General features: G+C 43.0%; 13 protein-coding genes and 1 riboswitch. Of the genes, 12 read left to right on the top strand and 1 reads right to left on the bottom strand.

Annotated elements, in window-relative coordinates; translation table 11 throughout:
• Positions 1 to 6: 6 nt before the first annotated feature.
• The 3 genes from uvrB (at position 7) to luxU (ending at position 4107) form a co-directional block, all read left to right on the top strand.
• Positions 7 to 2037: an excinuclease ABC subunit UvrB gene (gene uvrB, locus MHN79_RS15755; RefSeq protein WP_239173670.1), complete on the top strand. Its 2031-nt coding sequence runs from the start codon at positions 7 to 9 to the stop codon at positions 2035 to 2037.
• 329 nt (positions 2038 to 2366) lie between these two features.
• Positions 2367 to 3764, top strand: a complete 1398-nt coding sequence (gene luxO, locus MHN79_RS15750) for a quorum-sensing sigma-54 dependent transcriptional regulator LuxO (RefSeq protein WP_160926489.1) — start codon at positions 2367 to 2369, stop codon at positions 3762 to 3764.
• A 4-nt stretch (positions 3765 to 3768) separates the two neighbouring features.
• Positions 3769 to 4107, top strand: a complete 339-nt coding sequence (gene luxU, locus MHN79_RS15745; protein ID WP_239173669.1) for a quorum-sensing phosphorelay protein LuxU — start codon at positions 3769 to 3771, stop codon at positions 4105 to 4107.
• On the opposite strand, the gene yvcK is transcribed toward luxU, so the two are convergent.
• Entirely contained in the window at positions 4093 to 4980 is an 888-nt protein-coding gene (gene yvcK, locus MHN79_RS15740; protein WP_239173668.1) for a uridine diphosphate-N-acetylglucosamine-binding protein YvcK, read from the bottom strand. The genes luxU and yvcK overlap by 15 nt on opposite strands.
• A gap of 174 nt (positions 4981 to 5154) precedes the next feature.
• Positions 5155 to 5291, top strand: a riboswitch (molybdenum cofactor riboswitch).
• Between yvcK and moaA the strand changes: the two genes are divergently transcribed.
• The 9 genes from moaA (at position 5280) to MHN79_RS15695 (ending at position 13660) form a co-directional block, all read left to right on the top strand.
• Positions 5280 to 6266 carry a GTP 3',8-cyclase MoaA gene (gene moaA / locus MHN79_RS15735; protein WP_239173667.1) on the top strand — a complete coding sequence of 329 codons (987 nt, stop codon included), beginning with the start codon at positions 5280 to 5282 and terminating at the stop codon, positions 6264 to 6266. Its footprint overlaps the riboswitch before it by 12 nt.
• Positions 6267 to 6353: 87 nt before the next feature.
• Complete coding sequence (gene moaB, locus MHN79_RS15730; protein WP_239173666.1) at positions 6354 to 6866, top strand: molybdenum cofactor biosynthesis protein B; 513 nt, start codon at positions 6354 to 6356, stop codon at positions 6864 to 6866.
• A gap of 8 nt (positions 6867 to 6874) precedes the next feature.
• Positions 6875 to 7354, top strand: coding sequence for a cyclic pyranopterin monophosphate synthase MoaC (moaC, locus tag MHN79_RS15725; RefSeq protein ID WP_160926498.1), 480 nt, complete (start codon positions 6875 to 6877; stop codon positions 7352 to 7354).
• Positions 7351 to 7596, top strand: coding sequence for a molybdopterin synthase sulfur carrier subunit (gene moaD / locus MHN79_RS15720; protein ID WP_239173665.1), 246 nt, complete (start codon positions 7351 to 7353; stop codon positions 7594 to 7596). The genes moaC and moaD overlap by 4 nt, the downstream gene beginning before the upstream one ends.
• 5 nt (positions 7597 to 7601) lie before the next feature.
• Positions 7602 to 8060, top strand: coding sequence for a molybdopterin synthase catalytic subunit MoaE (moaE, locus tag MHN79_RS15715; protein WP_239173664.1), 459 nt, complete (start codon positions 7602 to 7604; stop codon positions 8058 to 8060).
• Between the two features lie 38 nt (positions 8061 to 8098).
• Positions 8099 to 8302 (top strand): nitrate/nitrite transporter NrtS, encoded by a 204-nt coding sequence (gene nrtS / locus MHN79_RS15710; RefSeq protein ID WP_202408474.1) that lies wholly within the window; start codon positions 8099 to 8101, stop codon positions 8300 to 8302.
• Positions 8303 to 8836: 534 nt separating this feature from the next.
• Complete coding sequence (locus MHN79_RS15705) at positions 8837 to 11548, top strand: hypothetical protein (protein ID WP_239173663.1); 2712 nt, start codon at positions 8837 to 8839, stop codon at positions 11546 to 11548.
• Between the two features lie 150 nt (positions 11549 to 11698).
• On the top strand, positions 11699 to 12115 hold the full coding sequence (locus tag MHN79_RS15700) for a CBS domain-containing protein (RefSeq protein ID WP_160926502.1): 417 nt from the start codon (positions 11699 to 11701) through the stop codon (positions 12113 to 12115).
• A 78-nt stretch (positions 12116 to 12193) separates the two neighbouring features.
• Positions 12194 to 13660: an MATE family efflux transporter gene (locus MHN79_RS15695; RefSeq protein WP_239173662.1), complete on the top strand. Its 1467-nt coding sequence runs from the start codon at positions 12194 to 12196 to the stop codon at positions 13658 to 13660.
• The last annotated feature ends 18 nt before the right edge of the window (positions 13661 to 13678 follow it).

The following is a 13678-nucleotide window of genomic DNA, read 5'->3' as shown; positions in this document are numbered from 1 at the left end:
GTGTAGATGAGTAAAGTTTTTGAGTTGATCTCGGATTACCAACCCTCGGGTGATCAGCCTACGGCGATCGCGCAGTTGTATGAAGGCCTAGATTCGGGCCTTGCACACCAAACCCTTCTGGGAGTAACAGGATCAGGGAAAACTTTTACCTTGGCCAATGTTATTGCTAAGGCTCAACGCCCCGCAATTTTGCTCGCGCCGAACAAAACGTTAGCTGCGCAGTTGTATGGTGAGATGAAGGCATTCTTTCCAAATAATGCTGTTGAGTACTTTGTCTCATACTACGACTACTATCAGCCCGAAGCTTATGTACCCACAACGGACACGTTTATTGAGAAAGATGCATCTGTCAATGCCCATATTGAGCAAATGCGTTTATCGGCAACTAAAGCATTACTCGAACGCAAAGATGCGATTATTGTCGCGTCTGTCTCAGCCATATATGGCCTTGGAGATCCCCAATCTTATTTGCAGATGATGTTGCATTTGCGTCGTGGTGACATCATGGATCAACGGGATATTTTACGCCGTTTGGCAGAGTTGCAATACAGTCGGAACGATGTCGCATTTGAGCGCGGACAATTTCGGGTGCGTGGGGAAGTCATCGATGTATTTCCCGCAGAATCAGATCAAGATGCTGTGCGTATTGAGATGTTTGATGATGAGATTGATTGTATTAGCGTTTTTGACCCTTTAACTGGGGCAGTAAAACAACGAGACCTTCCGCGTTTTACTATCTATCCAAAAACTCACTATGTGACGCCTAGGGATAAAATTCTTGATGCGATTGAAAATATAAAAGTTGAGCTGGAACAAAGAAAGAAATACTTACTCGATAATAATAAGTTGCTTGAAGAGCAGCGTATCTCTCAGCGAACGTTATTTGATGTTGAGATGATGATGGAGTTGGGTTTTTGCTCTGGAATCGAAAACTACTCGAGATACCTGAGTGGACGAAATGAGGGGGAACCGCCGCCGACTTTATTTGATTATCTGCCGCATGATGGACTTCTGGTTATCGATGAATCTCACGTGACGGTTCCGCAGATAGGCGCCATGTTCAAAGGAGACAGATCGCGTAAAGAAACTTTGGTGGAGTTTGGCTTTCGGTTGCCTTCTGCTCTAGATAATCGCCCTCTTAAATTTGAAGAATTTGAGTCCTTGGCCCCACAAACCATATTTGTCTCAGCAACCCCAGGCAACTATGAGTTAGAGAAGTCAGATGGTGAAATTGCCGATCAAGTTGTTCGGCCCACAGGGTTGTTAGACCCTGAGTTGGAAGTAAGGCCAGTCGCTACCCAGGTTGATGATTTGCTCTCTGAAATCCGGATCCGAGCTGCGAAAGATGAAAGGGTGTTAGTGACCACATTAACCAAACGTATGGCAGAAGACTTGACCGAGTACTTAACTGAACACGATGTAAAGGTTCGCTATCTGCATTCGGACATAGATACGGTTGAGAGGGTTGAGATTATCAGAGATTTGCGCTTAGGTGAGTTTGATGTGTTGGTGGGTATTAACCTGCTCAGAGAGGGACTCGATATGCCAGAAGTGTCTTTAGTGGCGATATTGGATGCAGATAAAGAGGGTTTTTTACGCTCAGAGCGTTCCCTTATTCAGACCATAGGAAGAGCGGCACGTAATATTCATGGTAAAGCGATTCTCTATGCTGATAGTGTTACCAAGTCTATGCGTAAAGCCATAGATGAGACGAATCGTCGCAGGGAGAAACAACAAGCCTATAATGATGACATGGGCATAGAGCCTCAGGCACTTAAACGTAATGTTAAAGATATTATGGAGCTCGGTGACATTACCAAGAGCAAAAAACAGCGTGCTGCGAAGCCTGTTCCTTTGTCTAAAGTTGCGGAATCGCCACAAACATATGAGGCTATGACTCCACAGGAAATTGAAAAAGAGATTGCAAAGCTAGAGTCACAAATGTATCAACATGCTCAGGATTTGGAATTTGAATTCGCGGCGCAAAAACGGGATGAAATAGAAGTACTCCGCCAGCAGTTCATTGCCAATAGCTAATGTATCAAAGCGTGATGAGTTGCTATATAGTTTGAGGTTTTATGGGCTTAGAAAGGGTTTTTGAGATTATCCTTCACAAGGCAATAAATCTCGAGGCAAAAAAAAAGCCAGTAGAAAGTGTCTATTGGCTATTCTTGTGAATACTTTGTTCACTAACAACGTCAGTTGGCTAGGTGACCCATAGGGTCAATGTTAGTAAAGCATTAACCATGCCAACTTCTAACCCTCTATATTTTAAGGTTTTATATTTTTTTTACGTATTAAATTTGCATAATGCAAAGCGCAATGCAATTATTTATACAATTTGCAAAGAAGAATCTGGCTAGGTTATGCATCAAAATACTGACACACAAAAGTCTAAATATTTATTGATGGTGGAGGATACTGCTTCAGTTGCGGCACTATATCGCTCTTACCTCGCGCCTCTTGGCATCGATATTAATATTGTTGGCACGGGGCGAGATGCGATTGAGAGTATTAGTTTCCGTACACCAGATCTCATCCTACTTGACTTGAGACTCCCTGATATGACAGGGATGAATGTCTTACATGCGGTTAAACAGAAAAATGCCGATATTCCGGTTATTTTTATGACTGCTCACGGCTCAATCGATACTGCTGTAGAGGCCATGCGTCACGGTGCTCAGGATTTTTTGATCAAGCCTTGTGAAGCGGACAGGCTGCGTGTCACCGTAAACAATGCAATTCGTAAAGCGAGCAAACTAAGGAATGCCGCTGATAATCCCGGAAATCAAAACTATCAAGGCTTCATTGGTAGTAGTCAGACTATGCAGGCTGTGTATCGAACGATAGATTCCGCAGCCTCGAGTAAAGCCAGTATTTTTATTACTGGTGAGAGTGGAACGGGTAAAGAGGTATGTGCTGAAGCCATTCATGCGGCAAGCAAACGTGGGGATAAGCCCTTTATTGCAATTAACTGTGCTGCAATCCCGAAAGATTTAATCGAAAGTGAGTTATTTGGTCATGTCAAAGGTGCCTTCACTGGAGCAGCTACTGACAGGCAAGGCGCTGCTGAACTTGCTGATGGTGGAACACTGTTTCTTGATGAGCTGTGTGAGATGGATCTTGATTTACAAACTAAACTCCTACGCTTTATTCAAACTGGAACCTTTCAAAAAGTAGGTTCTTCAAAAATGAAGAGTGTCGATGTGCGGTTTGTTTGTGCAACAAACCGTGATCCATGGAAAGAGGTTCAAGAAGGGCGCTTTAGAGAGGATTTGTATTATCGACTGTACGTCATCCCGCTGCATCTACCTCCATTGAGGGATCGTGGTGATGATGTGATAGAAATCGCGTATTCTTTGCTCGGTTTTATGTCTAAGGAGGAAGGTAAAGACTTTGTTAGGCTGACGCCTGAAGTTGTCAATCGTTTCGCACAATACGAATGGCCGGGTAATGTTCGTCAGTTGCAAAACGTATTACGAAATGTGGTCGTGCTCAATAACGGCGAACATATTTCGATAGATATGTTGCCACCCCCACTCAATGTACCGACCGACAATCACATTAGGGTTGACTGGCAAGAAAAAGATGAGCTCACGGTCAACGATATATTCCCTCTTTGGATGACAGAGAAAAAGGCGATAGAACAAGCTATTGACGCATGTGACGGAAATATTCCCAAAGCAGCTGGCTATCTGGACGTCAGCCCATCAACGATTTATCGTAAACTTCAGAACTGGAACGCAGCAAAGGAAACGCAATAGTCGAATGGAACTACTCAATAAACATAAACTTGATCAATTATCGAGTGAAATCGGTGCCAGCAATGTCCCTATATTGCTTGACATATTTCTTAATGAAATGGCTCAATATATCGAAGCTTTAAAGGACGAAGGCCGAGATCAAGAAGCCTATCTGAAAGAGATTTGCCATGCATTGAAAAGTAGTGCTGCAAGCTTTGGAGCCGAATCTTTATGTGCACTTGCCATAGAAATTGATGCCAAGGCTAAACTTGGTGAAATGATTGACGTAGAAGCAACGCAGGAGGCAATGATAACGCTACTGACACAAACGCAGCAGCGTTACCAAACATTACTCGCTAAGTAATGACTCTATAACGGATTGGAGTTTACCTCTATCGTGTCGCCATTCTCTGTTTGGTGACGCGAGAGAGGTTGTTAGACACTGCCAATCAGTGAGTTCTGGGTGTTCCTTTTCGCCAACAACGATATCAATTTTGCGCCCGCGACAAGATCTTTCACACCACTCGAGCTTCTCTTTCAAGCTCATTTTTCCTGCAGGACCGTGCTCGGCAGACAGGTTCTCAATAAAAACAAGCTTCGCGTTTGAGTTATTTTCTATTGCTCTACCAACTTCCGGTAAAAGTAAGGGAGCCATGATACTGGTTAAAAAGCTTCCCGGCCCAAGAATAATCGCATCCGCTTGCTCGATAGCGAGTACACCTTCACTGGTCGCAGGAACTTGAGGAGAGAGTTCTAAGCGAACCAGTTTATCCGGCATTTCATCAACACTCGTTTCTCCCGTTACCCAATGACCATTTTCAGCCAGAGCTTTGAGATCACAAGGGTGCTCCGTCATGGGAATAATATTGATATCCACCTTGAGCATATTTCGGATCAGGTTAATCGCGTCTAGAGGACGAACAGAAAGATTATCTAGGGCTGTGAGCATTAAGTTACCTAGATTGTGGCCATCGAGTTCGCCTGAACCTTTGAAGCGATATTCAAACATCATAGAGCTAATCGAAGGAGAAGTAATAAGCTGATTGATACAGTTGCGAGTATCTCCCCAAGCGATCCCTCCTTGACAGTGGCGAATTCGGCCCGTTGAGCCTCCATTATCTGTTGTGGCAACGATACCGGTCGCGTTTTGACCAAAGTCTTTAAGAGCTGAGAGCATACGCCCTAAGCCGTGACCGCCTCCAATTGCAACCACCTTCTTTTGTTTATACAAAGTCATTCAATGTGTTCTTATTTTTTCATATTCATCTACAATTTAGAGTAATTGATTAGCCCAAAGTACTCAATGCCATTGTTTTTCCTGCTCCGCTGTGTTTTTCTCTTTTTGAGGTAGCAAGATAGGCCAATATTGAGTATTTTACTGCTAGCTACTGTTTTTGTCGCTAACGAAAAGCAGTTGCCATAACTCCGAGCTTATCAGGCTAAGTTCTTGACGAATATGCGTGCTAAGCCAGTGACGTGGTGTCACCAGGGCATAGCCAGAAATGGCTAGGCCTCCCGTATTTGGAAAGGTGTTCAATGGCGCAACAATTTGAAGATAAGTTCCAGCGCAAATTTTACTATTTGCGCCTTTCGGTCACTGATGTTTGTAACTTCAAATGTCAGTACTGCCTTCCTGATGGTTACAAACCTTCGGGTAAAAGTAATTCTTTTTTAACGCTCCCCGAAATCCAGCGTGTGGTGGGTGCTTTTGCTAATTGTGGTACCTCCAAAGTGAGGATCACGGGAGGAGAACCGACTTTACGCAAAGACTTTGCTGAAATTGTTCATACCGTGGCTCAAACACACGGAATAACTAAGGTTGCGATGACGACCAATGGTTACCGCATGAAAAAGCAGATTCACAGTTGGAAAGATGCTGGTTTAACCCATATCAATGTGAGTGTGGATAGTTTGGATCCAAGTAGGTTCCACCAGATCACTGGTGAGAATAGATACTTTGAAATTATGTCCGGTATAGACCGAGCGTTTGAAGTCGGTTTTGAGCAAGTGAAAGTGAATGTGGTCTTACTTAAAGATTTGAACTCACGAGCGTTACCGCAGTTTTTGTGTTGGATCAAAGACAGGCCTATTCAATTACGCTTTATTGAGCTGATGCAAACTGGCGAGATGGATCAGCTGTTCCAAAGTCAGCATGTATCAGGTGTGTCGATTCGCAATCAGCTAATAGCTGATGGATGGTTGCTCAAACAAAGACAATCCCACGATGGACCAGCTCAAGTCTACTATCATCCTGATTACCTTGGGGAAGTCGGTTTGATCATGCCGTATGAACGAGATTTCTGCGTGAGTTGCAATCGTTTGAGAGTATCAGCAAAAGGGAAACTTCATTTATGCTTGTTTGGCGAACAAGGTATTGAACTGCGCGATTTATTGCAGCGAGACTCTCAACAGCAAGCCTTAATCGATCGCATTCAAGGCCAATTACAAACTAAAGCGGTGAGCCACTTTCTTCATGACGGTAATTCAGGTATGACGCCTCATCTTGCGTCGATCGGTGGCTAATATCAGACTTTGTAAGTTTTGATTTCATTTAATTAAAGGCCAAGTTAAGGCTGTAAGATAAAAATATTAACTAATATAGGTGAACAAATGGGGCATGCAGAAAAAAGCTTTCAACCCGCCAATATTGCGGTTTTAACGGTATCGGATACTCGTACCGAAGATAATGATACATCGGGATCTTATCTTGTCGAAAGTGCCACTCAAGCAGGACACACTATCATAGATAAACAGATTGTAATTGATGATAAATACAAAATTCGAGCCATTGTTTCACAGTGGATTGCAGACCCTAAAGTACAAGTTGTCATGGTCACGGGGGGAACAGGCTTTACGTCACGAGACAGTACTCCAGAAGCTTTGATCCCACTGTTTGATAAACAGGTTGAAGGTTTCGGTGAGTTATTTCGTCATGTGTCTTATCAGGAAATCGGCACATCGACGATTCAGTCACGTGCTGTAGGTGGGTTTGCTAATCATACGGTTATTTTTGCATTGCCAGGTTCAACCGGAGCTTGTCGTACTGGGTGGACCAAAATCATTGAACCTCAATTAGACGCCACACATCGCCCATGTAACTTTATGCCGCATATTGGAGGGTGAGTAGCCTTATGAGTCAATTAACTCACATTAATGCTTCAGGTGAAGCCAACATGGTGGATGTGTCAGAAAAGGTATCAACAGTGAGAGAGGCTCGTGCAGAGGCTCTAGTGCAAATGCTACCAGAAACGATAGAGCTCATCACTTCTGGACAGCATCACAAAGGTGATGTAATGGCTACTGCTCGCATTGCTGGAATTCAAGCAGCTAAACGAACCTGGGACTTGATCCCGCTTTGCCATCCATTGCTGTTGTCTAAGGTCGAGGTGCACATTGAAGTTGTGCCATCAGAAAGTAAATTGCGTATTGAATCCGTGTGTAAATTAGCGGGCAAAACAGGAGTTGAAATGGAAGCTTTGACAGCAGCTTCTGTTGCTGCGCTGACTATCTATGACATGTGCAAAGCGGTACAAAAAGACATTGTCATTGAACAGGTTCGCTTATTGGAAAAAACGGGTGGTAAATCTGGTCACTTTAAGGCAAGCGTATGATTAAAGTTTTATTTTTTGCTCAAACTCGAGAGTTAGTGGGTGTTGAAAGCTTAGATGTGGAAGCTTGCTTTGATACAGTGGAAGCATTGCGCGCTAGTCTTGCTACCCGTGAGGGGAAGTGGGATTTGGCTTTGGATGCCAGCAAACTCCTCGCGGCTGTTAACCAATCGATAGTGTCCTTGAATCATCCCCTCGCTGATGGGGATGAGGTGGCTTTTTTCCCGCCAGTAACAGGGGGGTAGATCCAGTGAATAGCATCTCTGTACAAACTGAAGACTTCTCAGTAGGTTGTGAATATGAAAAGCTGGCCGACAACAGTGCAGCAGGTGCTGTTGTGACATTTATTGGAAAGGTTAGAGATATGAACCTTGGTGACAGTGTGACAGGTTTGTCTTTGGAGCACTATCCAGGAATGACGGAAAAAGCCTTGATGGAAATTTGCGACCAAGCGACTCAAAGGTGGTCGCTATCTGGTATTCGAGTGATTCACCGTGTGGGCGATCTTGATGTTGGTGACCAAATCGTATTTGTGGGTGTATCAAGCGCTCACCGAGGTGCAGCTTTTGAAGCCTGTGAATTTATAATGGACTATCTTAAAACCAAGGCTCCCTTTTGGAAAAAGGAGCGTATCTATGGTTCGACTCGGTGGATTGAATCGCGCAATTCTGACCAGCTTGCTGCGCAGCGTTGGAAATCAAACCTCTAGAGCCCGCCTTTCACATACTTTTATCTCTGGGGGTTTATATGAACAAACAGATGATTAAACGGGCTGTAATGATCGCTATAGTAGTGGGTACGCTGCTTAATCTTATTAACCAATATGATGCATTTGTGGGAGATAGTGGGTTGAATTGGGTCAAAGCCCTGTTAACTTACTGTGTCCCTTTTTGTGTTTCTTTGTTTAGTAGTTGGCTGGCAGCTCGTGATGCAAAGACAAATTGTTCTTAGTTTAGCTCCTATAGTGTGTTTTTGGCCTTGATAACAGAAATAATACTTGTCGGTTAATTTGGTGCCATTCTGCTTCCATATCTCTTACCTTCACCTTTCTGCGTTTAAAAATTGCATAACAAGACCTTATATTGTGTTAAGTGTTTTTAATGCTTTGTTTACCACTAAATTTCCGTAAATATTTTTTTGACAAGTAAAATTAACTGATTCAATTCAAGAAACTGTAAATAGCCACTCATAATGATAGATCTCATTTATCTTATGTTGTTCTGATTAACTAAAAAAAGGTTTTTTAAAGACACTATTATCAAAAATGGTGATATTTTGTTTATGAAAACCTTGGAAAATTTATGAAATACGGCTGGACTTAACACTTGAAACAGCTTGTTAACATACTAAAGTGCATTTTTATTCATTATGTGGTTGTATGAACAGCATGTCATTTCACGGCACTTGACTATTGCATTGATATAAGAAGTTTTTATTTTTGACTAGTGAGTGTTTTGTAACCTGAAGCGAGAGGGTTGTATTACCATGAGAGCAAGCGCAGTTTTTACCCCAAATAGAAGTGAGACCACCAATTCTTCCAATGCATTGAAGTCAAAAAATGAATGTCAGGAAGTGGGAAGGAATATAAAAAAAGTAAGCCAACTAAGAGGCTTCTCATTCTCTAGCAAAAGCGAAAAGAATCTTCATCAAGTCGCGAGTTCTGATTTACAAGAGAGTAAGCCGAGTAAGCGAATTCGCCTAGTTCGCTCAAATAGTGCGCCTGCTGCTATGACTCCGCCACCGCCCGAGGTGAAATTGAGCAGTTCAGGTAAAGAGAATGGTGGAACGCCAGAGCGTCGAGTCATCGCTGATGATGTTAAAATGATTCATTCAAAGCTCAAAGAAGAATTGGACGAAAATAACAAGCAATATCAAAAAGCAATTGATGTGTTGAAAACTCAATTGGAACCAGTCCTAAACGACTATGAGGAGCCAGGTGGTCATTTATCTTATCAAGACACCAAGCAAATCCACGTGGCATTTAAGAAGCTGAGTAAGCAATTACCTAAAGGTGAGTTAAAGGAACTATGTACAATTCTTGCTCAGCATACTAAGTGTGATTGGATGCAAATGAAGCATGAGAAACTGCAGGCTAAGCAGCTAGGCGAATATCTTGAGTTAGGAAAGCCCGGAGCAGGTAAAGCTACAACATACAGTGTCGGTGTCAACGCAGGAGCAAGTTTATTGGCTGTTCCGGGTACTGACGCTAAAGTGGGGCCTTTTGCGGATGTTTCATTAGGTATATCAACAGAGACACGTTTTAACGCCGATGATGAAGGCCTAGTCTTTGAGGAAACCAGTCATAGTGTAAGCTCTGGACTCAAAGCCGGAGTGCAGGCGAGCTTGTCGGATAACGTTGGATTGAAGGCACAAGCCAATGCTTCGGGCCAAGGCAGTCTGACTTATTTTAAAGAGTGGAACAACTCAAAAGACTATATTGCGCAAAATGGCCCTGACGCCAAAAACACCAAGGCACTGAAGAAACAAAAGCAACTCGCGGCTAATAGTCAGCACCGGCTTAATGAGCTACTAAAATCTGCTTTGAAGATCAATGCAAGTGTTAATGCTCCTGCTCCAGAGAGGACCAAACCACTAATGGGTTTTTACACCACTAAAGCGGGTGATGTTGGACTATCAGTTAATGCTGGCACTACATTCAATGTTGGTAGTCTGGATGTCAACTTTGGTGGTGGGTTTGGCGCCAATCGCTCGAAAAGTACTACGGATATTTATGAGTTTGTACCCAATCAGCTTGCCGATGTTGTACTCAAAAATAAAGCTAAGCTCGATGAATTACCAGATAATTTTACTCATCACGCTAGACAAATATTAATGAGTAATAATGACAGCGATCCTAAAGCTGCAATTGGAGGGTTAAACCTGCTGAAAAGGGACATGAATGAGTACTGTGAGGTGGTGCAAAAATACGACTACTTTAAGTCATCTGGCAGTGCTAACAAATCAGAGTTAAAAGCGCTAAGAAACCAAAAGCATGAAATTGAGAATCGTTGGGGAGCAATTGGTCGACATCAGTTTTTGCAGTTTGCTTCCGCATCTCATGCACTTTTTGCCAGTACCATCATGCCCAACAAGCACCTTGTTTCTGGGATCAATCCAAAGAGAGAACAAGAGTTGTCAAACTTGATTGGTCAAACGGGTGTGCTGGTACAAAATCCATCAATTGAGTATTCAAAGTCACGCTTAGACAAAATTGCAACTTTTGAGCAAGAAATTTATTTGCAGGTTGCAGATACTCGCTCGAGCTTCTCAATTAATGCAGGTCCAATTTCAGGCCAGTTGGATATCGTTGAGCGCCAGCGTATCCACCCTAGTAGAGTTCGTGAAGGTCGCTATATCGATGTGGTATTTACGGGCTCAGTAGCCAGCTCACTCCAAGGTTTGATTAATGTGGCCACACTACAACAAGCGATAGCTGAGCAGGGCATTGAGTTACCAGGAGATCTGGATATCGCTCCTGATATTGGTGGTGGGGTTTCATTTTCATACACTAGCCGGTCATTTAAGCCCGATTATAGCAAAGCTGAAGACTACAAAGGTGAGAAGGGCTGGCGCAAACAGTTTTCTCGTACCACCAAAACGTTATCAGCGAATGTCAATGTTGGCGGGTCTGGCACGGTAGCGGTAGGCGCTCATGCAGGGGCTAATGTTGGGGTCAATAAGAGTAAAACGACGGTAGTAAGCGAAAAAATTGCCAGTGATGATTTGACTTTTACCATGGTGCGTTTCAATCGTTTATATCGTGATGCTAAATTAAACACCGACAATGCAGAGTGGAAGCAGTTTTTCACAGATAACAAAGCTGAGTACAAGAAGATGTTTGCAAAACTTGGTTCAAGTGAACATCCAATGAAAGAGGAAGTGAAATTTTTCTTCAAAGAGTTAATTGATAGGGCACCCCAAACAGAGAAGAGAAACCTAGAAGAGCAACAGGGTGAATTCTTCGCTACCATGAGAGCGTTTAAGCAAGACGAAGACAATGAGGATAAGTTTAAGCAAGCACAAGCTTGTCTAGAAAATTATTTAGAGCAACAAACGGCGCCTTGGTGGGAAGCACACACTGGCCGTTGGAAGGATTTGGAGTTCAAATCGAAGGCTGATTCTGGCTTGGATTTAAAATCGAAGCTTTTAAAAGGGTTAGGAGTTCACCTAAGGGCGAATAAGCTTCAAAGCCAGTAAAGCAAGCTTACATTTTCATAAAGCCAGTAGAGCTTTTTGCGTGATAGACCTGAGCTATTGGAAAAATTGTTGATTTCAATTTAGTAAAATCAAGAAATTAGACAACAATTACACTATAGAAAATGAGATTTGCACGCTAAGGAGACGCAAATGGAATCATTGAAAGTGAAAGACTATATGACGTTACAGGCAGTGAAATTTACCCCTGAAATGTCATTAAGTGCGGCTTTAGAAAAGATGTTGAAATCGAGTTATCTTGGCGGCCCAGTCATTGATGATAAAGATCAGGTTATCGGTTTTCTCTCAGGTCATGATTTACTCGATAAGTTAGTCAAAGTGAGTTACTACTGCCAAGATACACATATTGTCTCCGATTGTATGCACTCACAAGTGCTTTCTGTTGGGCCAGAGACATCGATAATTGAACTAGCTGACATGATGAAATCTGGTAAGCCTAAGGTATACCCAGTTATCGATAGTGGTAAGTTGGTTGGAATTATTACTCGTCGTGATGTATTGCGTGCAGTTGCTAAGAATCTAGACGATTGCTTTAAACATCCGGTATAGTAATAAAAGTAAATAGCAAAAAGAGGCGCTGTTGGGCGCCTCTTTTTTGTTGAGTAAAAGTGGGAGTTGAGACTTAACATGGAGAATCAGAGCGCGAAGTTTGTTGAAGGCTCGACCATGCGCCATATATTGGTGATGTCAGGGGCAGGGTCTGTTGGCCTCATGGCATTATTTGTGGTTGATTTACTTGATATGCTCTTCATTAGTATGCTGGGTCAGGTTGAGTTAGCCGCTGCGGTAGGATTCGCTGGTACGTTAGTCTTTTTCTCTACATCTATTTCGATCGGTACTTCAATAGCCATGGGTGCTTTGGTTTCCAAAGCGATTGGTGCCAAGCAGCGTGATCATGCGAGAAGGCTTAGTAGTAGCATTATGCTTACCGCCTTTACTATCAGCTGTGTTGTTAGCACTTTGATGTTCGTATTCATTCCTGAACTTCTCGCTGCCATTGGTGCTAAGGGTTATGTGGCGGAGCGCGCGCAAGCTTACCTACAAATATTGCTCCCAAGTGGGCCGTTAATTGCCATTGCTATGTCTGCGGGCGCAGGACTTAGAGCCGCAGGAGATGCTAAGCGGTCTATGTGGGCAACGCTCGCTGGAGGCATCACTAATGCGGTATTGGACCCAATTTTTATTTTTGGCTTTGGTTGGAATGTTGAAGGTGCTGCTGTTGCGACAGTTTTTGCTAGGTTTACCGTATTCTTCTTTTCGCTATACCCTCTTATTCGTAATCACGATTTGGTTGCCTTACCCTCGCTGTCAGCGTGGAAAAATAGCCTCAAAGCGATATTAACCATATCTATTCCTGCGATTATTACCAATATTGCGACACCTATTGGCAATGCGATCGTAACCACATCAATTGCCAAATATGGTGAAGATTTTGTTGCTGGTTATGCTGTTATAGGGCGCCTTATTCCTGTTTGCTTTGCTGTAATCTTTGCGTTATCCGGCGCGGTTGGTCCAATTATTGGGCAAAACTTTGGCGCCGAGCGGTTGGATCGAGTCAGGGATACGTTAATCAACTCTTTAGTTGTTACTACCGTTTATACAACAGTGGTTTGTACTCTTCTCTATTTCGCTCAGTCATTAGTGATTACAGGATTTAGCTTACAAGGCGATGCAGCTATCATAGTGTCTGCTTTTTGTACTTATGTAGCCTTTAGCTTTGTGTTTAATGGCGCTCAGTTTGTGGCCAACACTTCGTTCAATAATCTTGGTAAACCGCTTTATTCGACGGCATTAAATTTAGGGAAAGCGACGTTAGGGACCTTACCTTTTGTATACCTTGGGTCTATTTGGTTTGGCGCGCTTGGTGTTCTGTATGGCCAAGCAATTGGGTCGGTAGTCTTTGGTATTCTCGCACTTATTGTATTACATAAACACATCAGTGATTTGACCCAAGGCGATAGATTTGAATTGGAGGAAGAAGACCCGTCGATCACAAGTATTAACTCTCAACCTTTTTGTACTCACGATGCAGTATTGATTGATGAGGTGGCTAGCCAGAAAGAGAGTCTATTAACCGACGAAAAAAATAGTTGACCTTGGAGTAGACTCCAA

The sequence above is a fragment of the Vibrio sp. Of14-4 genome (genome assembly GCF_022347625.1).
In the GTDB taxonomy this organism is placed as follows: Bacteria; Pseudomonadota; Gammaproteobacteria; order Enterobacterales; family Vibrionaceae; genus Vibrio; species Vibrio pristinus.
Note: the sequence above shows the minus strand (reverse complement) of the source record. Positions and strands in the feature narration are given on the sequence as shown.

What these genes read in the sequence shown, in the direction of transcription:
- uvrB (WP_239173670.1), top strand. Translation starts at nt 7, where the DNA reads ATGAGTAAAGTTTTTGAGTTGATCTCGGATTACCAACCCTCGGGTGAT.
- luxO (WP_160926489.1), top strand. Translation starts at nt 2,367, where the DNA reads ATGCATCAAAATACTGACACACAAAAGTCTAAATATTTATTGATGGTG.
- luxU (WP_239173669.1), top strand. Translation starts at nt 3,769, where the DNA reads ATGGAACTACTCAATAAACATAAACTTGATCAATTATCGAGTGAAATC.
- yvcK (WP_239173668.1), bottom strand. Translation starts at nt 4,980, where the DNA reads ATGACTTTGTATAAACAAAAGAAGGTGGTTGCAATTGGAGGCGGTCAC.
- moaA (WP_239173667.1), top strand. Translation starts at nt 5,280, where the DNA reads ATGGCGCAACAATTTGAAGATAAGTTCCAGCGCAAATTTTACTATTTG.
- moaB (WP_239173666.1), top strand. Translation starts at nt 6,354, where the DNA reads ATGGGGCATGCAGAAAAAAGCTTTCAACCCGCCAATATTGCGGTTTTA.
- moaC (WP_160926498.1), top strand. Translation starts at nt 6,875, where the DNA reads ATGAGTCAATTAACTCACATTAATGCTTCAGGTGAAGCCAACATGGTG.
- moaD (WP_239173665.1), top strand. Translation starts at nt 7,351, where the DNA reads ATGATTAAAGTTTTATTTTTTGCTCAAACTCGAGAGTTAGTGGGTGTT.
- nrtS (WP_202408474.1), top strand. Translation starts at nt 8,099, where the DNA reads ATGAACAAACAGATGATTAAACGGGCTGTAATGATCGCTATAGTAGTG.
- MHN79_RS15705 (WP_239173663.1), top strand. Translation starts at nt 8,837, where the DNA reads ATGAGAGCAAGCGCAGTTTTTACCCCAAATAGAAGTGAGACCACCAAT.
- MHN79_RS15700 (WP_160926502.1), top strand. Translation starts at nt 11,699, where the DNA reads ATGGAATCATTGAAAGTGAAAGACTATATGACGTTACAGGCAGTGAAA.
- MHN79_RS15695 (WP_239173662.1), top strand. Translation starts at nt 12,194, where the DNA reads ATGGAGAATCAGAGCGCGAAGTTTGTTGAAGGCTCGACCATGCGCCAT.